The organism is Rhodococcus sp. P4_B6, assembly GCF_056402215.1.
The window spans coordinates 32385-53283 of sequence record NZ_JBFUHV010000029.1; the positions used below are offsets into that span (position 1 = coordinate 32385).

A 20899-nucleotide genomic window follows, 5' to 3' on the forward strand; every position below is an offset into this window, starting at 1 on the left:
CGACTCGCTAGGCTGATCAACGATGACCGGAATGTGGTTCTTACTGGCGTTGATCGCACTCGCAGGCGCGTGCGCGTTGCTCTATTTCGATCGCTCGCGTCGTGATCAGACGGGTCGTGTGCGACAGATCTGGGCCAAGGCCCAGGGCTACACGTACGACAACGTCGAAGAGCGGCTGCCCGCCCAGTTCCATCGGGCCGCGCTGGCCAAGCAGGAGTACCTCAGCGCCATCGACGTGGTGAAGGGCGAACGCCGCGGTGAGTCGTTCATCCTGTTCGACCTCGAGGAGACCGCGACCATCGTCGCGGTGCGCCGCCGGGTCGGTTCGGACGTCGACATCGACCTCCGCCTCAAGTCGACCCCGCCGCCGAAGGATTCGGACCTCGACCTCCTCGGCGCCATCGGACCGCGCGTCGTGTTCGCCACCGACCTCGAGATCGCCCGCAGGGTCTGCGATCAGCGGATGGTGGCGTTCACCGAGTCGGTGCCGCCGCACGTGAACATGCTGTGGAGCGAGGGGGAGTGGACCCTCGGTTCGCTGCCCATCGGCAGCAGCGGGCGGGAATGGGATTCGGCCATCGAGGCCGTCGCCCGGCTGTCCGGCATCCTGCACGTCCTGCCCCCGGTCACCGAGCCGAGCGGACTCGACCGTGGCCATCACGACCCCAGCAGGCCGCGACTGCGTGACGGCGCCCCCGTCGAAGCGCGCCCGGCACCGGAGACACGCCCCGCACCGCAGGGGCGTCCCGCACCGCAGGGGCGCCCCACGCAGCAGGGACGTCCCGCACCGCAGGGACGTCCCGCATCCCAAGAGCGTCCCGCATCCCAGGAGCGTCCCGCATCCCAGGAGCGTCCCGCATCCCAGGGACGTCCGACCCCGGAAGCGCGCCCGGCCACACCGCCACGTCCCGCACCTCCGCCGGGCGCTCCGCGCTCGTGAGTGCGTAGCGAGTCTTCGGACTCGTTAACCGCGCACAGGCGCGCAGCGCCTTGCTACCGTCACCGGTATGTCGACGCCCCCCAGCTCAGCCCGACCCGTTGCCCTCGTCACCGGCCCGACGTCGGGGCTCGGTGCCGGTTTCGCGAGGAAGTTCGCGTCCCTCGGTTACGACCTCGTGCTCGTCGCCCGTGACGACACCCGCCTGCACGCCCTCGCCGACGAGATGAAGGCGCTGTTCGACACCGAGTCCGAGATCCTGCAGGCCGATCTGGCGACGGTGTCCGGGCGCGAGGAGGTGGCGCAACGCCTCGGGAAGGGTGTCGAAGTACTGGTCAACAACGCCGGATTCGGCACGTCGGGCGAATTCTGGACCGCGACGCCGGAGCTGTTGCAGTCTCAGTTGGACGTGAACGTCACCGCCGTCATGCAGCTGACCCGCGCGGCGTTGCCCGGCATGATCGCGGCGGCGAACGGCACCGTCATCAACGTGGCGAGCGTCGCGGGACTGCTGTCCGGACGGGGGTCGACCTATTCGGCGAGCAAGGCGTACGTGATCTCGTTCTCCGAGGGATTGGCGAACGGGCTGGGCGGCACGGGTGTGCGGATCCAGGCGCTGTGCCCGGGATTCATCCGCACCGAGTTCCACGAGCGCGCGGGCATCGAGATGAGTTCGATTCCGAATGCGATGTGGCTGAGTGTCGACCAGGTCGTCGCCGCGTCGCTGGCGGATCTGGAGGCCGGCAAGGTCGTGAGCATTCCCGGCCTCCAGTACAAGGTGCTGACGACCGCCGGACGTCTCGTCCCGAAGAGTCTGGTCCGGCGGCTGACCAACGTGTTCGGCCGGGGGCGTGCCCGCACGTAGAGGTGGGTAGGGTTTCTGGCATGAGTGATCGTGAGGATCTGGCCGCGTTGGTGCGCGAGCTGGCTGTTGTGCACGGCAAGGTGACGTTGTCTTYGGGCAAGGAAGCCGACTACTACGTGGACCTTCGCCGCGCCACGCTGCATCACGAGGCGGGCCCGCTGATCGGGAAGTTGCTGCGTGAACTGGTGGCGGACTGGGATTTCGTCGCCGTCGGCGGGCTGACGATGGGCGCCGACCCGGTGGCGATGGCCGTGATGCACGCCCCGGGCAGGCCGATCGATTCGTTCGTGGTGCGCAAGGCCGCGAAGGCGCACGGGATGCAGCGGCAGATCGAGGGACCGGACGTCGTCGGCAAGCGCGTCCTCGTCGTCGAGGACACCACCACGACGGGCAACTCGCCGCTCACCGCGGTGAAGGCGCTGCGCGACGTCGGGGCGATCGTCGTGGGTGTCGCGACCGTCGTCGACCGGGCGACCGGGGCCGGCGAGGTGATCGCGGCCGAGGGTCTCGAGTACCGTTCGCTCCTCGGTCTTCCCGACCTGAACCTCTGACACACGTGAGTGGCGAAGCGTGCCGGGGCACACTTCGCCACTCACGTCAGGGAGTCAGTCGGCGTCGCCGGCCGTGACGGCCAGTGCCTCGTCGACGCTGTGCGGTTCGGGATCGTGCTCGTCGACGTGGGMGAGGACCTTGCGGCCGGTCGCGAGGACGAGGATCGCGGCAGCGGTGCACACCGCGCCGACCCAGAACGGCAGGTGGATATTGCTCTCACCGAGCTTGCCGGCGACCCACGGTGCCGCGGCCCCGCCGACGAAGCGGACGAAGCTGTAGGCCGCGGACGCCGTCGACCGCTCGACGGGCGCGGAGATCATCACGGTCTCGGTGATGAGGGTGTTGTTGACACCGAGGAACAGCCCGGCGAGGACGACGCCGACGATGAGCACGGTCTTGTTCTCGGTGAACGCGGCCATCATGGCGAGGTCGAGGGCGAACAGCGCGAGGGCCACCATCATCATCGGCAGTGTGCCGAAGCGCCGCTGCAGGCGCGGGGCGAGGAACACCGACGCGACCGCCAGTGCGAGGCCCCATCCGAAGAAGATGAATCCGATCGAGTACGTTCCCATGTCCAGCGGGAACGGCGTGTACGCGAGCAGTGTGAAGAAGCCGTAGTTGTAGAGCAGTGCGGTGATCGCGACGGTGAGCAGGCCGCGGTGGCGCAGGGCGAGGAACGGCGCGGCGATCGACGTGCGGTGCTCCGGCTTGGGGGCGGACGGCAGCATCACGACGATCAGGATGAATGCGACGGCCATCAGGGCTGCGACGCCGAAGAACGGTGCGCGCCAGCTGATGTTGCCGAGGACACCGCCGACCAGCGGGCCGACGGCGATGCCGATGCCCAGCGCGGCCTCGTAGAGGATGATGGCCCGCGCGACGCCGCCGCTGGCCGCGCCGACGATGGCGGCGAGTGCGGTCGCGATGAAGAGGGCATTGCCCAGTCCCCAGCCGGCGCGGAAGCCGACGATCTGGGCGATGGTGCCGGAGCTTCCGGCCAGCGCCGCGAACACGACGATGACGGCGAGACCGGTCAGGAGGGTCTTCTTGGCGCCGATCCGGCTCGACACCACACCGGTGATGAGCATCGCGACACCGGTGACCAGCATGTAGCTGGTGAACAGCAGCGACACCTGGGACGGGGTCGCGTCCAGCTGTTCGCCGATCGGCTTGAGGATGGGGTCGACGAGCCCGATGCCCATGAACGCGATGACGCTGGCGAAGGCGACGGCCCACACCGACTTCGGCTGGTGGAGGAGGCTCGGTGGCGCCTCGCTGCTGTTCGTGACGGTTGCGGTCGTGGTGCTCACGGCCACCTCCTTCRATGTGTTTCGGGATGGATGGGTCGTCAGGCGCGGGCCGACGACTTGACGATCGAACGCAGTTCCGACAGGCCCTGCGTCAGTCGTTCGAGCTGCTCGGGTTCGAGGTCCGCGAAGTGCGGGGCGAGGGCGCCCGCGATCTCGTTGCGGGCCACGGTCAGCCAGTCGCGTCCGGGATCTGTGATGGACACCCGGACTGCCCGGGCGTCGTCCGGATCGGGCCGGCGGGCCACGTATCCGCGATCGGCGAGCTTCTGCAGCAGGGCGGTCGCGGACGGTTGCGAGCAGCGGTCGATGCGGGCGAACTCGCTGATGCGGAGCTCGCCGTGGTCGTCGAGCAGGGCGAGGGCACGGGTCCACGGCCGGGGATGGTCCTCGGATCCGAAGGAGCTCGCGAGCCTGGTGAATCGGTGAGAATTCGTGACCAGGTCGACGAGCAGACTCTGCAGCCGCGTGTCGTCGTCCATGGAAAACATATTACATAGGCTAACTAACTATGTATACGGGCGCCAGCTGTTCCACCCGTCACGCGACGGTGAACGGCCGGCGCGTGGACCGGGGGTCAGGCCGACCGGCGCGCGACTTCCTCCACTTGACGCCGCAGCGTGGCGTCGGTGTGGCGGATCGCCTGCGCAACGAAGGGCTCGATGATCCTGCCGAGCGCCTTGCCCGCGAGCCCGCCGGGCAGGTCGTAGTGGAAATCGACCGTCAGGCGGGTCTCGGTCTCGGCGACGGCGTCGAACTGCCACCGCGAGTGGGTGTACAGGCCGTCGATCGATTCGAGCTCGATCAGCGAATTGTGTTCCCACCCGGTGACCTTCACGACGGAACCGAGGGTCTTGGGGCCGATCTTCATCGCGGCGTCGTAGACGGCGCCGAGCCCCCGGTCCTGTTCGCCGATCGGGTCGAACTTCGTGATCCCGAACATCCAGGACGGGACATGGCGATAGTCGTCGACGTAGTCGAACGCGCCCGCGACCGGTGCGCCGGCGACGGCAGTGTGATGGATCTCGATCATCGTGACTTTCCTGACGGGTGAGGGGAGGGGGACGGCTGTGTCCGGTACGGCCGGACGGCGTAGTTCTCGCGGTCGAACGGGCGAGGCGACGGCGCAGGGACCCGGTGGACCACGGCCACGCGGCGAAGTTCCTGCCGTCGGCGTCGAGGTAGTAGCTGCTGCACCCGCCGTTGTTGAACACGGTCCGCTCCAGGCCCTTCTGCACCGCGTCGTTGAACCGGCGGAACGGCTGATCGCGCACCTCGGGCACCTCGATGCCCTGCCGCTCCGCCTTGATGATCCCGTCGATCACGTAGTCGAGCTAGTCGAGCTCGGGCGGCGGCGATCCCGGACAGTCCGGCCCCGACCACGACGACGCGCAGGTGCCGCTCGTCGCCGCTGCTCTCGGGTGCTGCGGCGTGCTCGGGGGTGGTCGCTGTCATGGTCGCTTCCCTGGGGCGGATACGGAACCTGCGCCGTCAGTCCATTTAACTGAGACGTCGTGTCACAGTAAAAGGAGCGAGGCGCCTTGGCAAGTGATCGCCGGTCATTTGCGTCTTGACTTATATAAGCGAAGGCTGAAATATGATCGGCATGCACGCCTTCGACGTACTCGGCGATCCGGTCCGTCGCCGGATCCTCGAGCTGATCGCGGACGACGAGAAGACGTCCGGTGCGGTCAGCGACGTCATCCGTGCCGAGTTCGGAATCTCGCAACCCGCGGTGTCTCAGCATCTGAAGGTCTTGCGGGAGAACGGTTTCGCCACCGTCCGGAGCGAGGGTCCGCGAAGGCTGTATGCGGTGCAGACCGAACCGCTCCGCGACATCGACGCGTGGCTCGGCCAGTTCCGGCGGTTCTGGACGCCGCGGCTCGACGCACTGGCCACGGAGATCGCGCGCGGGCGACGAGAGCAGCGACTGTCCGGCGAGGACGGCAAAGACCCGAAGCAAGGGAGCGATCGATGATCGATGTGACGGAACAGATCAACGCGGTGCGCCGCTCGGTGGGCAGTCGGACGCTCGAGGCGGGCGAGGCCCGCATCGTGACCATCGGCCGCACCTACGACGCCACCGTGGAGGAGGTGTGGGAGGCCTGCACCGACGCCGAGCGAATTCCGCGGTGGTTCATGCCGGTGACGGGCGACCTGCGGCTGCACGGTCGCTACCAGCTCGAAGGGAACGCCGGCGGCGAGATCCTCACGTGTGATCCGCCGAACGGATTCACCGCGACCTGGGAGTACGGCGGCGACGTCAGCTGGATCGACGTGTCCGTCACCGCGGACCAGGGCGGGGGCACCCGCTTCGAGCTTCGGCACACGGCGCACGTCGACGACAAGTTCTGGGACGAATACGGGCCCGGGGCGACCGGTGTCGGGTGGGAACTCGGGGTACTGGGTCTGTTCCTGTACCTGGGGTCTGGGGAGTCGATGGACCCGAAGGAGAGCGAGGCCTGGTCGGCTAGCGACGAGGGCAAGGAGTTCGTCACGGCGAGCAGCGCGAAGTGGCGGGACGCGAGCATCGCGTTCGGGACTCCGGAAGTCGCGGCGACCGCGGCGGGCGATCGCACGACCGCGTTCTACACGGGAGTCGAGTCCGAGGCGGGCTGAACCGGGTCCTGGAAGAATGGCGTGCGTGACCGAGCGCAAACCTCCCGGGGTGAGCTTCGAGAGCTGGATCGACAAGCAGATCCGGCTCGCTCAGGAGCGCGGCGACTTCGATGATCTCCCCGGCGCGGGCAAGCCGATTCCGGCGGGCGATGTCGACGACGAACTGTGGTGGGTGAAGAACTACCTCCGGCGCGAGAATCTGCCCACCGACTCGTTGCTCCCCACGCCGCTGCAGTTGCGCAAGGAGATCGAGCGGTTGCCCGACACGATCCGGGGAATGCCGTCCGAGCAGGCGGTGCGGGACGTGGTGGCGCAGCTCAACCTGCAGATCGTCGAGTGGTTGCGGGCGCCGTCCGGCCCGCGGATCCCGGTGAGCCCGGTCGACGCGGACGAGGTCGTCGCGACGTGGCGGCAGCAGAAGCAGTACGTGCGGAAGCCGCAAACGGCAGCGCACCCGCAATCGCAACCGGAACCGGCACCGGACCCGCCCCGAGCCGGTAGACGGTGGTGGCGGCGGGGACGGTGACCGGTCATCCCGTGCGGAAATCGCCCGATTCCATCACCCGGGACACGAGCAGTCCGGCGACCAGTCCCCAGAAGGCCGCCCCGATGTTGAGGAACTGCACGTTCGAGACGGTCACCAGAAACGTCACGAGCGCGCCCAGCGTGTATCGGGAGCCGAACGCGGCGACGAACGACCCCTGCAGAGCCCGGAGCATCGCCAGGCCGCCGAGCGTCGCGACGAACGCGGCCGGGGTGGCCAGCATCAGCTGTACGAACAGCGGCGCGAACAGGCCGACGACCACGGCGAGCAGTCCGCAGACGACGGCCGCCGTGTACTGCCGGGTGCGCTGCCCCGACGCCACCAGCAGGGCGTTGGTCGGCCCCGTCAGGCACGTCGACACGGCTCCGACGGCGGAGGTGGCGAGGGACCAGACCCCGCACAGGACGGTGCCGACGTTCATCGGCGGCTGGTGTCCGGCGGATGTCAGCACGGCCGCACCCTGACCGTTCTGCACGACGATGACCGTGATCGCCAGCGGGACGACCAGTTCGGCGATCGCCTGCCAGGTGAACTGCGGAGCCTGGAACATCGGCGCCGCAATCCACGGTGTGCCCGTGCCGGTGGGCTGGAAGCGGCCCGTGACCGCGACCGCGGCCGCCCCGACGAGCAGTGCGCCGAGAATCGGGGGCATCCACCGGCCGAGCGCGGCGCGGGACGCGAGGAGGACGAAGGCGACGACCATCGGAACGGCCACGGCCGCATCGGTTCCCACGGCGTGAACGAGGTCGGTGCCGAACTTCAGGAAGACGCCGGCGACCATGGCCATGACGATCGGCATCGGGAGCATCGCCATGACCTGGCGCACCCGTCCGGTCAGGCCGAGGGCGAGGATCAGGAGCCCGGTCACGAGGAACGCTCCGAGCACCTCCGGCCACGACAGGTGGGTGAGTGAGCCGCCGACGATGATCGTGCCGGGGATCGTCCAGAAGAACGCGAGCGGCTGACGGTACAGCCAGCTGGCGAGGACGGTGAAAATGCCGTTGAGGAAGAAGACGCCGAAGATCCACGACGCCATCTGGCCGGGTGACAGTCCGCCCGCGGAACCGGCGGCCAGGATCACGGCCACGGGACCGGTCGCGGAGAAGATCAGCCCGATCAGCCCGTTGGCGGCGTAGGTGCCGCCGAGGTCGCGGAGCAGGCGGCGGGGGCCGGCGGGCGGCCACGGCGGTCGTTCGAAGCGAGGGGGACGCGTCTGCGCGCCTTCGCTGCGGGTCGGTTCCTCGGTGGTCGTCATGAGGCCTTCCTGCTCGGGAGATGCTCACGTGTACGCAAAGCGGACAGAACTTTCGCTGTGCGTACAGATAGTGTGGTCCGGATCATAACCGCCCACGTCCCGGGGTTCCGGGCCGGACCGTAGAACCCTGGGTGGAGTGCATTCCATCCCTGGGGTGCAGCGACACCCGGCCGCCGCCACGACAGACTCGTAAGCGTCGACCCGACACCATCCGCACCGACCGATCATGCGAAGAAGGGCCACATGGTGGAACTCAGCCGAAATCCCCGAGAGCGAAGGGCCGCGTACGCGCGGCGCACCACGATGGCATTGGAGGGCGAACCACGATCAGCTGTCGAGCGGACATCGACGTTCCTGGCCTACGGCCTGCTGGCGTTGTTCGGCGGGCTCGGCGTCTTCGGAACGATCTGCTCCGTCGATGCCATTCCGGACGGCGCACGCATCGCCGTCGTCCAGCCGGCGCCGACGCAGTCGCATCCGCTCGACCTGCCGCAACCGGCGCCGGACGGTCCCGAGGAACCCGCCCACACCGGCGTCTGAGTCAGGACGCGACGTCGTCGCGCAGTGCCGCGAGTTCGAGCAGCCGCGGCAGCATGTCCGGCGATGCGATCGAGGGCAGCAGCAGGCCCCACATGTCGGCCAGCCGCTCGTACAGGTCGGCACGCCCGGTCAGCGCCTCGGACACCAACTGCATACCCGTGAACGAACTGACCAGGAAACGGGCCAGCGCCGCGGGATCGACGGTCGCGCGCAGTTCCCCGGCCTCCCTTGCCTTGCCCGCGAGTGCGACGAGGGTGTCGGTCCAGTCGATGTAGGGATCGGTGGCCGGGCCGCGGGACGTCCCGAGTTCGAGGGTCAGGCGCACGCCCGCCCGCACGATCGGCTCGGTCAGCAGCTGGCGCGCCATCTCCTTGGCGCACAACAGGATCGCCTCCGTCGGTGACTGCGCCGTCGCGAGCACGCGCTGCGCCGCCAGCATCGCCATCGCGTGCTGCTCCTTGATCACCGCCCAGGCCAGCGCCTCCTTGGACTCGAAGTGAAAGTACAAGGCGCCCTTCGTCACGTCGGCATAGGAGAGGATGCCGCTCAGGCTCGCGCCGCCGTACCCGAGCTTCTCGAAGCTCAGTGCCGCACCCTCTAATACTTGATGACGGGTGGCCGCCGCGCGCGCCTGTTTTGCCATCACCTGTGCCTCACAATCGCGGATTCTCCGTGGCATCCACTCTCCAGTCAACCACTGTTCGGACCGGTAACCTCGGCACATCCGAAAGCGTGGGAGGAAGACGTGAAGTCGAAGAACAACTGGGGTGTCGAGCACGCGGTATTCGCCGGTGCGACGCTGGCCACCGTGGTCGGAGCCGTCACCGGGCGGGAACGGTTGCAGCGCGTGGCGAAACCACTGATCGCGCCCGCGCTCGCCGCCCGGGTGCTGCGGCGGCGCGCGGACACCGACCCCGCCGACGTCGCGCTCCTCCTCGCCGGTCTCACCGCCGCGACCGTGGGGGACGTCTTCATGATCGACCCCGACGACGACGCCCGTCTCGTGCGCGGCGCGTCCGCGTTCGCCGTCATGCAGGTCGGCTACTCCGCGCTGCTGCTGCGCCGCGGCGCCCGGCCCACCGTGCCCGCGTTGCTGCCCCGGCTCGCGGGGTGGGCAGGCGCGGCGGCGCTTCTCCGCGGGCGGGCGAAGGAGGTCGCCGCACCGCTGACCRCGTACGGTGCGCTGCTCGGCACCACGTCGACCCTCTCGGCCGACCCGTCCCTCGCGCCCGGCGCCGACGTGTTCGCGAATGTGGCCGTGCCGGGAACCGACCGGCGCAGCTGGCTCGGCGTGGGCGGGATGCTGTTCACCGCCTCCGACGGCCTGATCGTGGTGCGGCGCTTGTTCATCCGGGGAGAACGGGGGAGGGCCGCGGCCGAAGGGGCGATCCTCGCCAGCTATGCGGCGGCCCAGCTGCTGCTCGTCGAGGGGATGCTCGCGCTCGGGCGTCGCCGGATCACGGGCAGAGCATGATGTGGTCCCGGTCCTCCGGGTCCACCAGGATGGTGATCGTCTCGCCGGGCACGAATCGTGTCGCGTTCTCCCGCCGCACCTCGTACACCACCCGTCCGGCGTAACTCTCCGATCCCGGCACGGTCAGCCGGAGGTCCAGTTCGGTGAGCTCTCCGTCGTCCGGGGTGCGGCGAAGCGGGGTGACGTGCTCGATGCGGGCCCAGCCCTCGAGTCCGTGCCGTTCGAGTTTGCGGTCGGCGCGGCTGGGCCGCCCGGCCGCCATCATCCCGAATCCCAGCGCCGAGCCGAAGGCCGCGACCAATCCCATGATCTGGTACGGGATGGTGGCCGGCGGGGTGTGCTGGATCAACCATCCCAGCCAGACGGCGAGGACGATGACGTAGCCGACCGTGACGAAGCAGACCGTCCGCACGATGCGCTGATGATTCATCGAATGCCTCCACCTCCAGATTAACCCGTCCCGGCCTCGCCGAAGCGGCCCCGCCGCCGCACTGCCGTTAGAGTGCAGTGTCGGCAGCAGGTAAGCATGTGTGGAGGTGGCCGTATGGCGTGGCGTCGGGTGTCGTTGGTGTGTCTGAGCATTGGCTCGGCCATGATGCTCGCAGGGTGTGGTGGGTCCTCGGACGCGGTGGCTCCGCCGACGTCCACGACGACGGCCGCGGCCCCTGTGACCACCACCACGACGACGGTTCCGCCGACCACCACGACCACGACCGTCGCGCCGCCGCCGCCGACGACGACGGAAGCGCCGACCACGACGCTCGTCGACGTCCCGTACGAGCACAACGAGTCGTACTTCTTCACGTCCCCGGACGGCGGGTTCCAGTGCGGCATCATCAAGCTGCCGAACCGCACCGAGGCCGGCTGCCAGGGGTCGACGAGCCCGGTGCCGCCGCGCCCGGACGACTGCATGGTCGACTGGGGTCACGGCATCCGCGTCGAGAACGACGGCGAGGCGTCGTTCATGTGCGCGGGCGGCCTCGTCTACACCTCGGGCGGCGACGAACCGGACGCGGCACTGCCCGCCGGGTCGAAACTGACGAAGCTCGGCTACACCTGCGGCACCACCGCCACGGCCGTCACGTGCACCAACGACGAGACGTCGCACGGATTCACCGTCGCCCCCGATTCGAACAAGACGTTCTGACGTCGTGAGCGGAGTCGAGACGGGCCCGGTGGAGGTCGAGGTCGCCGAGACGGGTCCCACCGAATGGGGAGAGAACCCGAACGGCGTCGGCCCGTGGACCGAGGAGCACGACACCCCGGCCCCCACCGACCTGCGGTACGACCCCGAACTGCTGGCCGGTGGCGATCGCCGCAACGTGGTCGACGCCTACCGGTACTGGACGCGGGAAGCGATCGTCGCGGACATCGACAGCCGTCGCCACCCGCTCCACGTGGCCATCGAGAACTTCGGGCACGACGCGAACATCGGGACGGTGGTGCGCACCGCCAACGCGTTCGCCGCCGCGGCGGTCCACATCGTGGGACGCCGACGCTGGAACCGGCGCGGCGCCATGGTCACCGACCGGTACCAGCACGTCCTCCACCACCCGGACGTCGACGGCCTCGTCGACTTCGCACGTGAGAGAGGTCTCACCATCGTGGCCGTCGACAACACGCCCGGGTCGGTGCCGCTCGAGACGGCGAGCCTGCCCCGCGACTGCGTGCTCCTGTTCGGGCAGGAGGGGCCGGGAGTCACCGACCAGGCGAAAGAGGTTGCGGCGATGACGGTGTCGATCGCGCAGTTCGGTTCCACCCGCAGCATCAACGCGGGTGTCGCCGCAGGAATCGCCATGCATGCGTGGGTTCGTCAGCACGCCGACCTCGGTCGTGCGTGGTAGCGGAACCCCCGGCGAATAGGCAAGATCAACTCTTATGCAGGACTCGTGGTCGGCGCGCGCGGACGCCGCTGAAGAAGCGGTGGTGAGCAGGCACCTTCGCCGGCTGTGGGCGCTCCCGGGCACCACCCTGGGCGTCGTCGCCTGGCCGGCGGTGCGGCGCGAGCGGCTGTTCCTCAGCTGGCACTACTGGTGGCAGGCCCATCTGCTCGACTGCGCCGTCGACGCGCTCGAACGCGACCCCACGCCGCGTCGTCGTCGTCGCATCGTGAAACTGGCGCGCAGCCACCGTCTGCGGAACATCTCGGGCTGGACCAACAACTATTACGACGACATGGCCTGGTTGGGGATCGCCCTCGAGCGTGCCCAGCGAATGCACTTCATAGACAACAGAAGTGCGGTGCAGGCGCTCGAATCCCAGTTGTTCGACGCCTGGGCGCCCGAGGCCGGAGGCGGCATCCCGTGGCGGAAGGGCTCGAATTTCTACAACGCGCCCGCCAACGGACCGGCCGGGATCATGCTGGCCCGCACCGGAAAGCTGTGGCGCGCCCAGGCCACCGCCGACTGGATCGACGACACGCTGCGGGACGTGCACACCAACCTGATCGCCGACGGCATCCACCCCGGCGGCGAGATCGAAAAGAACATCTACTCCTACTGTCAGGGCGTCGTGCTCGGACTCGAAACCGAACTTGCCGTGCGCCTCGGTTCGCCCCGGCACCGCAACCGGACCCACCGGCTGGTCGACGCCATCGACGAACACCTCGCACCCCACGGCGTCATCGACGGCGGCGGTGGGGGAGACGGCGGCCTGTTCAACGGGATCCTCGCACGGTATCTGGCGCTGACCGCGGTGATGCTGCCGTGGGAGTCGCCCGCCGACATCCGGGCCCGGGAGATCGCCGCCCAGCTCGTGCTGACCTCCGCGGAATCGGCGTGGGAGAACCGGCTGCAGATCGAGGGGCAGCCGCTGTTCGGCCACGATTGGACCCGGCAGGCGCAGCTGCCGGGGATGGGCGGGGGAATCGCCACGTTCACGGGGGGCACCGTGCGCTCGTCCGGGATCCCGGAACGCGACATGTCCGTGCAGCTCGGTGGCTGGATGCTGATGGAGGCCGCGCACATGGTGTCCGCGGCGGGGTATCCGCGACGCTAGGCGACGGTTCGAATCACGCGAAAATTAACCGTATCGCCCCGGATTCGGCGCTGTTAGACAGTTCGTTATGTCAGATCAACAGCGGCAGCTGAGTCTCAACGCGTTCATCTACCCGGCCGGGCACCACGAGTCGGCGTGGCGGCACCCGCTCACGACGCCCGAGCGGCTGTACGACGTCTCCTACTTCCAGGAGATCGCGCAGACAGCGGAAGCCGCGAAGCTGGACGCGATCTTCTTCGCCGACGGCCCCGCCCTGCGCAGCGACGTCGAGCACGGTGCCGCCGGGGCACTCGAGCCCATCACGCTGCTGACGGCCATCGCGACGGCCACCGAACGGATCGGGCTGATCGCGACCGCGTCCACGACGTACTTCGAGCCCTACAACCTCGCACGGCTGTTCGCGTCCCTCGATCACATCTCCCGAGGCCGGGCCGGCTGGAACATCGTGACCACCGGAACCGAGGTGGCGGCGGCCAACTTCGGACTGCCCAGCCATCCGGACCACGCCGACCGCTACGCGCGGGCGCGGGAATTCGTCGACGCGACCGTCAAGCTGTGGGACAGCTGGGAGGACGACGCCATCCTGATCGACAAGGCCGCAGGCATCTACGCGGACCCGTCGAAGATCCACGAGATCAACTACGTCGGACGCCACCTGCGGGTGCGGGGACCGTTCAACGCGCCGCGCTCGCCGCAGGGACACCCGGTGCTGGTGCAGGCGGGTGCGTCCAACGAGGGCCGCGCGTTCGCGGGACAGTACGCCGAGGCCATTTTCACCGCGCACCAGCGGTTGTCGGACGGGCAGGCGTTCTACGCCGACGTCAAGCAGCGGGCGGTGCAGTTCGGCCGCAACCCGGAGCACGTGAAGATCCTTCCCGGCATCAGCCCGTTCCTCGGCGACACCGAGGCCGAGGCGCGGGACCTGGAGCGGGAGTTCAACGAACTGACCTCGCCCGAGTACGGGATCGCCCAACTCGAGGCTCTCACCGGCTCGAGCGTGCGGCACCTCGATCTCGACGCCCCCGTGCCTGCCGGACTGTTCGGGGACGCCGGCGACGTCACGGACAACAAGCAGAGCCGTCTGCAGGTGATCGCCGGCATCGTCGAGCGGGAGAACCCGACGCTGCGCGGACTGCTGCACCGTCTCGCAGGTGCGCGCGGGCACCGGGTCGTCGTCGGGACGCCGGTGCAGGTCGCCGACACCATCGAGGAATGGTTCACGCAGGGCGCGGCGGACGGGTTCAATGTCATGCCGCCGTACTACCCGGGCGGCCTCGAGGTGTTCGCGCAGAAGGTGGTCCCGATCCTGCAGGAGCGTGGACTGTTCCGCACCGAGTACTCGGGCACCACGCTGCGCGACCACTTCGGGTTGCCGCGCCCCGAGAGCCAGTACGCGGACGCGTCGGGCACCGTCGCGCTGTAGTCGCACGAGCCGAGGTTCAGCCTCGGCTCGGTCGCCGCCCTCGACACGATGGTGACGGTGGTGGATGCGTCGACGTTCCTCGGCGAACTGGCCAGGGGTGAGCGTCTCGACGACCGGAATCTCGAGGCGGGGGAGGGCGACGAGCGCAGCATCTCCGACCTCCTCGTCGACCAGGTGGAGTTCGCCGACGTCGTCCTGCTCAACAAGACGGATCTGGTGAGCGAGAGTGCCGCCGGCGCGGTCGAAGCTGCTCTGCGCAGACTCAACCCCGCCGCGACACTGCTGCGCACCACGCGCGGCGTCGTCGATCCCGGCGAGGCACTCGGCACGGGTCTGTACGACCCGGAGGCGTCGGCCGAGCTGCCCGGGTGGGCGGAGGAACTGGCCGCGGGGCACACCCCGGAAACCGAGGAATATGGCATCCGCAGCGTCACCTACCGGGCGTCGCGGCCGTTCCACCCGGCACGGCTCGAGCAGGCGCTGGGACGGTTCACCGGCCTGCTCCGCAGCAAGGGCTTCTGCTGGATCGCGAGCCGCCCCGGCCTCGCCGCCGTCTGGTCGCAGGCCGGCCCGAATCTCGTGATCGAACCCGCCCAGCTGTGGGCGTCCACGGACGAACGTCCGGGGCAGGAGATCGTGTTCATCGGCGTCCGCCTCGATCCCGACGGACCGCGGCGGATCCTCGACCCGGCGCTGCTCACGGACGACGAGCTGGCGTCAGGACCGGCGGCGTGGGTGCGGTTCGACGACCCGCTGCCCGCGTGGGAGCCGGTGCATCGGCACTAGTCCAGTACTTCTTCGACGGCCACATCTTCGGGTGGCCGCGCCATCTCCTGCCGGTAGTGCCACACCCCGAGGGCCGTGCCGATCACCAGCAGTGTGACCATCCCGGCGAGCACCGCCGGCATCAGCCACGACACCCGGTCGAGGAACGAGCCGAAGTAGAAGCCGATGAGCAGCAGTACGGGCGCCCAGAAGATGGCGCCGATAGTACTGGCGATCGTGTATTTGGTGTGGTTCATCTTGGCCGCACCGGCGACCAGCGGGCACAGGGTGCGGATCCACGGAATCCAGCGCGCGACGAGAACTGCCCAGAAGCCGTGCTTCTCCAGCAGGACATTCACCTTGTGGAGGTTGGCGTAGTTGAGATATTTCCCGCCCTTGCGGGCGTGGATGCGGTTGCCGGTGCGGTGACCGATGACGTACCCCACCTGATTTCCGCAGATGGCGGCGATCATCGCCCCGACCGACAGCGCCCACACGTGGCCGGAGCCCGACGCGTGGTTGGACAGCACGATTCCGGCGGTGATCAGCATCGAGTCGCCGGGCAGGAACAGACCCAGGATCACCGCGCACTCGATGAACACGAACGCGAGGACGACGACCCAGACCAGCGCTGGGCCGGCCGAGACGAGAGGCCCGAAGCTGCCTGCTGCCGTGGTGACCATCGTCAGTGCGCTACCCCGATCGGTGTCAGGAAGTCGGATCGGTGGGGGTGGTGACCGGTTGCGGATCCTCGGTCGCGGAGTTCGTGCCCTGGCGGGACTTCACGATGCGCTTGCCCACCTCCACGATGATCGGCAGCACGGACACGAAGACGATCAGCAGGAAGATGACGTCGACGTTGTCGCGGATGAACTCGATCTGCCCGAGCAGGTAGCCGAGCAGCGTGACGCCGGCGCCCCACAGGATGCCGCCCACGATGTTGTACGTCAGGAACAGGGGGTACTTCATCCGCGACGCACCCGCGACGACCGGCGCGAACGTGCGCACGATCGGAACGAACCGGGCCAGGATGATGGTGATGGGGCCGTGCTTCTCGAAGAAGGCGTGCGACTCGTCGATGTACTTCTTCTTGAAGAACCGCGCGTCGTCGCTCTTGAACAGGGCGGTCCCGCCCTTGCTGCCGATGAAGAAGCCGACCTGGTCGCCGAGGATCGCGGCGATCGGGATCAGAACCAGCAGCGCCCAGAGGGGAGCGAACGGTTCGATCTCCGTCGACTTCGACGCCGCGATGAGTCCCGCGGTGAAGAGGAGCGAGTCGCCGGGGAGCAGGGGGAACAGCAAACCCGACTCGATGAAGACGACCAGGAGGAGTCCGACGAGCACCCACGTGCCGAAGGAGTTGAGGAGGTTCACCGGGTCGAGGAATCCCGGCAACAACGCGAGGTTGGTCACGGAATCCGATGCTGCCTGCACAATCACGGCCCTCAGCGTACCGGCGGAATCCCCGACTGTCGGAATAGTGCAGGTCATGGAGTTTCGGCCGGGCCGCGGACCCGCCGAAACGGGGTGCCGTGACAGCCACCGGGAGACGTACGCTACCGGTATTGCCATACTGCTAGGACCACATCGCGCGCTGCGCTGATCGCGCGCGCCGAAATCGACTCTTTATGGAGGACTGCCGCCGTGCCAATCGCGACTCCCGAGGTCTACGCCGAGATGCTTGGTCGGGCCAAGGAGCACTCCTTTGCCTTCCCCGCCATCAACTGCACTTCTTCCGAAACCATCAACGCCGCCATCAAAGGCTTCGCGGACGCCGGCAGTGACGGCATCATCCAGTTCTCGACCGGTGGCGCCGAGTTCGGTTCGGGCCTGGGCGTCAAGGACATGGTGACCGGCGCGGTCGCACTCGCCGAGTTCGCTCACGTGATCGCCGCGAAGTACGACGTCACGATCGCCCTGCACACCGACCACTGCCCCAAGGACAAGCTCGACACGTTCGTCCGCCCGCTGCTCGAGATCTCGCGCCAGCGCGTCGAGGCCGGCCGCAACCCGCTGTTCCAGTCCCACATGTGGGACGGTTCGGCCGTTCCGATCGACGAGAACCTGGAGATCGCCCAGGAGCTCCTCGCGAAGGCGAAGGCAGCCAACATCATCCTCGAGGTCGAGATCGGCGTCGTCGGTGGTGAAGAGGACGGTGTGGAAGCGGAGATCAACGACAAGCTCTACACGTCGCCCGAGGACTTCGAGAAGACCGTCGACGCGCTCGGCACCGGCGAGAACGGCAAGTACCTGCTGGCCGCCACGTTCGGCAACGTGCACGGCGTCTACAAGCCGGGCAACGTGAAGCTGCGTCCCGAGGTGCTCGAGACCGGCCAGAAGGTCGCCTCCGCGAAGCTCGGCCTGTCCGACGGCTCGCAGCCGTTCGACTTCGTCTTCCACGGCGGATCGGGCTCGCTGAAGTCGGAGATCGAGGCCGCGCTGAACTACGGCGTCGTGAAGATGAACGTCGACACCGACACCCAGTACGCGTTCACCCGTCCGCTCGTGGGCCACATGTTCAGCAACTACGACGGCGTGTTGAAGGTCGACGGCGAGGTCGGCAACAAGAAGGTCTACGACCCCCGCAGCTACCTGAAGAAGGCGGAGGCCGGCATGACGGCCCGCGTCATCGAGGCCTGCAACGACCTCAAGTCCGCGGGACGTTCCGTCTCGGGATAGGCCCTTCGGGCTCGTGCGCCTTTCTGGTAGCTGTAGCTACCGGAAAGGCGCACAGGCGTTTACCTGGGGTCGCAGATCTTCCAGGTACCGTCGACCTTCTCGAGGTTGAACGTGCGCCACGACTGCTCGCCCGGGTTGGCGGCCGTGTGGGCCTTCACCTGGGCGATGGCCGTGTCACCGGTGATCTGCACCGCATCGACGCCGCCGACCACCGGAATGTTCTGCTGCGTCACGGCGACCTGGTGGACCTCGGCGAAATCCTGATCGGAAATGCCCTGGTAGTACTCGGCGAGGCTGCCGCAGGTGCTGGTGCGCAGCGTCGCCAGGTCGCCCTGGGTGAGAGCCGCGACGAACGTGTCGATCGTTCCCTGCACCTGAGCTTCGGGTGAATTCTCGGCCTGGTTGTTGTTGTAGACCACGATCCCGGCGACCGCGATGGCGGCAACGACGATGACGCCGGCGGCGATCGCGGCGAACAGCCACGCCTTCCCGTGCTTCTTCGCAGGCTTCTCGGCCGCGGCGACGCGTTGCGGCGCACTCTGCTGCGGCGGCAGCACTCGCTGCGGTGCGGCCTTCGGCGGTGCGGGCGCCGGGCGCGGGGGAGCGGGCGGCGGGGGGACGGGCCGCCCGTTCTGCGGCTGCTGAGGCCGGTTCGCCTGAGACGCCGGCCGGGGTGGCGGCGGTGTCGACGGGACGGCGGGCCTGGTCACCGGGATCGCGACCGTCTCGTCGCCGGACGGCGCCTTCGCCTGGCCCCGCTGATTCTGCGCCTTCGGGTTCTGAGTGTTCGGGGTGCGGTGCATCTGCACCGTCGCGGCCTCGGGTGCGGCCCGTCCACCCGTCTGCGTGGGGATCGCGGTGGTGGCCGCCTCGGACGCCTTCTCCTGCGGCTTCGCTGCGGAAGCCGCGGCGCCCTGAGGTGCCTCCGCCCGCGGGCGGGGCGCCGGGGGCTTGGGCAGTTCGGACTGCGGCTCGGCGGGCTTCTCTGCCGGCTTCTCGGGTGCCTTCTTCTGCGGGGGCTTCGGCTCGGGCGACTTCGGCGCGGTGGGCTCGGCGTCCGCAGTAGGCGCTGCCTCGGGCGAGGACTTTGCCTTCGGCACGGGCTGCGCGGACTTCGCAGGTTTCGCGGTCGCGTCCGCGGCCTTGCCAAGGTTGGCCGCAGCCGGGCCGGACGGTGTGTCCGTGGCCGGCTTCTGAGTCGGATCGTCTTTCTTCGGGTCCTGCACGCGCTGCCCCTCGGTCTGCAGAGAAATGAACGTTGGAGGCAGCCTAACGACATCGCGAGTCATCGGAGACCACGACAGGGCGCGTCGCGGACGTGGGCCGACGCAGTGACGGCGCCGCGGCGGGGGCACAATAGGCGCATGACGTCTTTCGGTGACCTTCTCGGACCACAGCCCACGCTGCTTCCCGGGGACGACGAGGCCGAGTCGGCCCTGTTGAACCACGAGGATCCGGCTTCCGTCGCAGCCGCCCATCCCACCGCATCCATCGCATGGGCCTACCTGGCCGAGGCTGCCCTCGACGCCGACCAGACCATCACGGCCTACGCGTATGCGCGTACCGGGTACCACCGTGGCCTGGACCAGTTGCGTCGCAACGGCTGGAAGGGTTTCGGCCCGGTTCCCTACAGCCACGAGGCCAACCGCGGTTTCCTCCGCTGCGTCGCCGTCCTGGCGAAGGCGGCGAAGGCGATCGGCGAAACGGACGAGTACGCGCGGTGCCTCGATCTACTCGAGGACTGCGATCCCCGAGCCGCCGAAGCGCTTGGCGTCGGTTAACGCCCTCAGCACGGCGAAAGTCCGTGGCCGGGACGGGCTGAGGACTTCGGCCCAGCGGCTGCGGGTGTCGGCACTTCCCATCCTGCAGTGCGCGATCGCGGCCGGCGCGGCCTGGTGGGTGGCGACGGTAGTGATCGGCCACCCGACGCCGTTCTTCGCGCCGATCGCCGCGGTGGTGTCGCTGGGACTCTCTCTCGGCGCCCGCCTGCGCCGTTCCGTCGAATTGGTGGCCGGTGTCACGATCGGGATCGGGGTCGGCGACCTCATCGTCTCCGTCATCGGGAGCGGCGCCTGGCAGATCACGCTCGTCGTGGTGCTGGCGATGTCGGCGGCGGTGTTGCTGAACAGCGGTCCGATCTTCTCGATGCAGGCGGGAAACTCCGCGGTGCTCGTGGCGACGCTGCTTCCGCCCGGCGGCGCTGCGGGTATAAACCGGATGGTGGACGCACTGACCGGTGGTCTGGTGGGGATCGCCGTCGTCGCGCTGATTCCCACGCATCCCGTGGGGCGGGCGCGGAAGTACGCCGCGAACGTTCTCGGGACGGCATCCGAGGTGATGCAGCTGGTGGCCGACGGTTTGGTGGCCAACGACGACAAGCCCATCGAGGAGGCGCTGCAGAAGGCGCGGGCAACGCAGGCGTCCATCGACACGCTGCGCACCCACCTCGCGGGCGGCCGCGAGATCAGCCGGATCTCGCCGCTGTACTGGAACACCCGCGGCCGGCTCGAACGACTCACCGCGGCCGCGGACCCACTCGACAATGCGTTGCGCAACATCCGGGTTCTCGCGCGGCGGTCGCTCACGCTGGTGCGGGACGACGAGATCCTCAATCCCCGGCTCGTCGACCAGGTGGAGAAACTCGCCCACGCGTTGGAAACCCTCCGGCAGATGGCGCTCGCGGACCCCGGCCAGCAACCCGACCAGGCCGAGGCGGCGCGGGTGCTGCGGTCGGTGGCGTCCGGATTGAAACCGGAACTGGTGGAGAACGCGGGCCTGTCGGCCACGGTCGTCTTCGCGCAGATCCGGTCGTTGACCGTCGACCTTCTGCAGGTCGCAGGGCTGAAACGCATCTCGGCCATCGCGACGCTGCCGCCGACCGTGGAGAAACCGGCGTATCGTCCCGAGCTCTGACCGCCCGAGYACGCTGTTGAACATATGCG

Annotated in this window: 24 protein-coding genes and 1 pseudogene; 16 read left to right on the top strand and 9 right to left on the bottom strand. The window is 68.6% G+C overall.

Features of this window, described 5'->3' with window-relative positions:
- The first annotated feature begins 22 nt into the window (after positions 1-22).
- The 3 genes from AC1DWT_RS16565 to pyrE all read left to right on the top strand — a co-directional run bounded on the left by AC1DWT_RS16565 (position 23) and on the right by pyrE (position 2353).
- Positions 23-940: a hypothetical protein gene (locus tag AC1DWT_RS16565; RefSeq protein WP_477921442.1), complete on the top strand. Its 918-nt coding sequence runs from the start codon at positions 23-25 to the stop codon at positions 938-940.
- Between the two features lie 67 nt (positions 941-1007).
- A complete protein-coding gene (locus AC1DWT_RS16570) occupies positions 1008-1802 on the top strand; it encodes an SDR family NAD(P)-dependent oxidoreductase (protein ID WP_072937385.1) in 795 nt (264 codons plus the stop codon).
- A 20-nt stretch (positions 1803-1822) separates the two neighbouring features.
- Positions 1823-2353 carry an orotate phosphoribosyltransferase gene (gene pyrE / locus AC1DWT_RS16575; RefSeq protein WP_477921445.1) on the top strand — a complete coding sequence of 177 codons (531 nt, stop codon included), beginning with the start codon at positions 1823-1825 and terminating at the stop codon, positions 2351-2353.
- Positions 2354-2407: 54 nt separating this feature from the next.
- Here pyrE and AC1DWT_RS16580 read toward each other — a convergent pair whose 3' ends face one another.
- The 3 genes from AC1DWT_RS16580 to AC1DWT_RS16590 all read right to left on the bottom strand — a co-directional run bounded on the left by AC1DWT_RS16580 (position 2408) and on the right by AC1DWT_RS16590 (position 4694).
- The gene (locus tag AC1DWT_RS16580; RefSeq protein WP_477921447.1) at positions 2408-3670 is read right to left on the bottom strand and encodes an MFS transporter; all 1263 of its coding nucleotides are present in this window, start codon (positions 3668-3670) and stop codon (positions 2408-2410) included.
- Positions 3671-3702: 32 nt separating this feature from the next.
- The gene (locus tag AC1DWT_RS16585; protein WP_072937382.1) at positions 3703-4143 is read right to left on the bottom strand and encodes a MarR family winged helix-turn-helix transcriptional regulator; all 441 of its coding nucleotides are present in this window, start codon (positions 4141-4143) and stop codon (positions 3703-3705) included.
- 95 nt (positions 4144-4238) lie between these two features.
- Positions 4239-4694 (bottom strand): SRPBCC family protein, encoded by a 456-nt coding sequence (locus AC1DWT_RS16590; RefSeq protein WP_206015036.1) that lies wholly within the window; start codon positions 4692-4694, stop codon positions 4239-4241.
- 573 nt (positions 4695-5267) lie between these two features.
- On the opposite strand from AC1DWT_RS16590, the gene AC1DWT_RS16595 reads away from it, so the two are divergent.
- Genes AC1DWT_RS16595 through AC1DWT_RS16605 form a run of 3 tightly spaced genes read left to right on the top strand, consistent with a single transcriptional unit; the run spans position 5268 to position 6806 of the window.
- Positions 5268-5639, top strand: a complete 372-nt coding sequence (locus tag AC1DWT_RS16595) for an ArsR/SmtB family transcription factor (RefSeq protein ID WP_095861439.1) — start codon at positions 5268-5270, stop codon at positions 5637-5639.
- Positions 5636-6280, top strand: coding sequence for an SRPBCC family protein (locus AC1DWT_RS16600; protein ID WP_072937380.1), 645 nt, complete (start codon positions 5636-5638; stop codon positions 6278-6280). The genes AC1DWT_RS16595 and AC1DWT_RS16600 overlap by 4 nt, the downstream gene beginning before the upstream one ends.
- 16 nt (positions 6281-6296) lie before the next feature.
- Positions 6297-6806: a DnaJ family domain-containing protein gene (locus AC1DWT_RS16605; RefSeq protein ID WP_095861283.1), complete on the top strand. Its 510-nt coding sequence runs from the start codon at positions 6297-6299 to the stop codon at positions 6804-6806.
- 4 nt (positions 6807-6810) lie between these two features.
- Here AC1DWT_RS16605 and AC1DWT_RS16610 read toward each other — a convergent pair whose 3' ends face one another.
- A complete protein-coding gene (locus AC1DWT_RS16610) occupies positions 6811-8079 on the bottom strand; it encodes a benzoate/H(+) symporter BenE family transporter (RefSeq protein ID WP_206015038.1) in 1269 nt (422 codons plus the stop codon).
- Between the two features lie 243 nt (positions 8080-8322).
- Between AC1DWT_RS16610 and AC1DWT_RS16615 the strand changes: the two genes are divergently transcribed.
- Entirely contained in the window at positions 8323-8619 is a 297-nt protein-coding gene (locus AC1DWT_RS16615; protein ID WP_276135468.1) for a hypothetical protein, read from the top strand.
- Position 8620: 1 nt separating this feature from the next.
- Here the strand turns inward: AC1DWT_RS16615 and AC1DWT_RS16620 are convergent, their stop codons facing one another.
- On the bottom strand, positions 8621-9262 hold the full coding sequence (locus AC1DWT_RS16620; protein ID WP_072937376.1) for a ScbR family autoregulator-binding transcription factor: 642 nt from the start codon (positions 9260-9262) through the stop codon (positions 8621-8623).
- 102 nt (positions 9263-9364) lie between these two features.
- Between AC1DWT_RS16620 and AC1DWT_RS16625 the strand changes: the two genes are divergently transcribed.
- Positions 9365-10093 carry a lysoplasmalogenase gene (locus AC1DWT_RS16625; protein WP_477921452.1) on the top strand — a complete coding sequence of 243 codons (729 nt, stop codon included), beginning with the start codon at positions 9365-9367 and terminating at the stop codon, positions 10091-10093.
- Here AC1DWT_RS16625 and AC1DWT_RS16630 read toward each other — a convergent pair.
- Positions 10077-10523 carry a DUF3592 domain-containing protein gene (locus tag AC1DWT_RS16630; protein WP_072937374.1) on the bottom strand — a complete coding sequence of 149 codons (447 nt, stop codon included), beginning with the start codon at positions 10521-10523 and terminating at the stop codon, positions 10077-10079. The genes AC1DWT_RS16625 and AC1DWT_RS16630 overlap by 17 nt on opposite strands.
- Before the next feature lie 114 nt (positions 10524-10637).
- Between AC1DWT_RS16630 and AC1DWT_RS16635 the strand changes: the two genes are divergently transcribed.
- The 5 genes and pseudogenes from AC1DWT_RS16635 to AC1DWT_RS16655 all read left to right on the top strand — a co-directional run.
- Complete coding sequence (locus AC1DWT_RS16635) at positions 10638-11240, top strand: hypothetical protein (RefSeq protein ID WP_095861280.1); 603 nt, start codon at positions 10638-10640, stop codon at positions 11238-11240.
- Between the two features lie 4 nt (positions 11241-11244).
- Positions 11245-11937 (top strand): TrmH family RNA methyltransferase, encoded by a 693-nt coding sequence (locus AC1DWT_RS16640; RefSeq protein WP_072937372.1) that lies wholly within the window; start codon positions 11245-11247, stop codon positions 11935-11937.
- 34 nt (positions 11938-11971) lie between these two features.
- Entirely contained in the window at positions 11972-13090 is a 1119-nt protein-coding gene (locus AC1DWT_RS16645; protein WP_072937371.1) for a glycoside hydrolase family 76 protein, read from the top strand.
- A gap of 67 nt (positions 13091-13157) precedes the next feature.
- The gene (locus tag AC1DWT_RS16650) at positions 13158-14513 is read left to right on the top strand and encodes an LLM class flavin-dependent oxidoreductase (protein ID WP_206015042.1); all 1356 of its coding nucleotides are present in this window, start codon (positions 13158-13160) and stop codon (positions 14511-14513) included.
- Positions 14514-14519: 6 nt separating this feature from the next.
- Positions 14520-15299 (top strand): annotated as a pseudogene (locus tag AC1DWT_RS16655) (GTP-binding protein); the annotation flags it as partial.
- Here AC1DWT_RS16655 and AC1DWT_RS16660 read toward each other — a convergent pair.
- Both AC1DWT_RS16660 and AC1DWT_RS16665 read right to left on the bottom strand, forming a co-directional pair.
- Positions 15296-15961: a DedA family protein gene (locus AC1DWT_RS16660; RefSeq protein ID WP_072937369.1), complete on the bottom strand. Its 666-nt coding sequence runs from the start codon at positions 15959-15961 to the stop codon at positions 15296-15298. The pseudogene AC1DWT_RS16655 and the gene AC1DWT_RS16660 overlap by 4 nt on opposite strands.
- Before the next feature lie 25 nt (positions 15962-15986).
- Positions 15987-16718, bottom strand: coding sequence for a VTT domain-containing protein (locus tag AC1DWT_RS16665; protein WP_275957896.1), 732 nt, complete (start codon positions 16716-16718; stop codon positions 15987-15989).
- Between the two features lie 204 nt (positions 16719-16922).
- Between AC1DWT_RS16665 and fbaA the strand changes: the two genes are divergently transcribed.
- On the top strand, positions 16923-17957 hold the full coding sequence (gene fbaA / locus AC1DWT_RS16670) for a class II fructose-bisphosphate aldolase (RefSeq protein WP_387485304.1): 1035 nt from the start codon (positions 16923-16925) through the stop codon (positions 17955-17957).
- Positions 17958-18016: 59 nt separating this feature from the next.
- Here the strand turns inward: fbaA and AC1DWT_RS16675 are convergent, their stop codons facing one another.
- Positions 18017-19183 carry an Rv0361 family membrane protein gene (locus AC1DWT_RS16675; RefSeq protein WP_477921457.1) on the bottom strand — a complete coding sequence of 389 codons (1167 nt, stop codon included), beginning with the start codon at positions 19181-19183 and terminating at the stop codon, positions 18017-18019.
- 138 nt (positions 19184-19321) lie between these two features.
- Between AC1DWT_RS16675 and AC1DWT_RS16680 the strand changes: the two genes are divergently transcribed.
- Together AC1DWT_RS16680 and AC1DWT_RS16685 are read left to right on the top strand one after the other, a co-directional pair.
- Positions 19322-19738 carry a DUF3151 domain-containing protein gene (locus tag AC1DWT_RS16680; RefSeq protein ID WP_072937365.1) on the top strand — a complete coding sequence of 139 codons (417 nt, stop codon included), beginning with the start codon at positions 19322-19324 and terminating at the stop codon, positions 19736-19738.
- A 64-nt stretch (positions 19739-19802) separates the two neighbouring features.
- The gene (locus AC1DWT_RS16685) at positions 19803-20870 is read left to right on the top strand and encodes an FUSC family protein (RefSeq protein ID WP_083395590.1); all 1068 of its coding nucleotides are present in this window, start codon (positions 19803-19805) and stop codon (positions 20868-20870) included.
- Positions 20871-20899 lie beyond the last annotated feature (29 nt).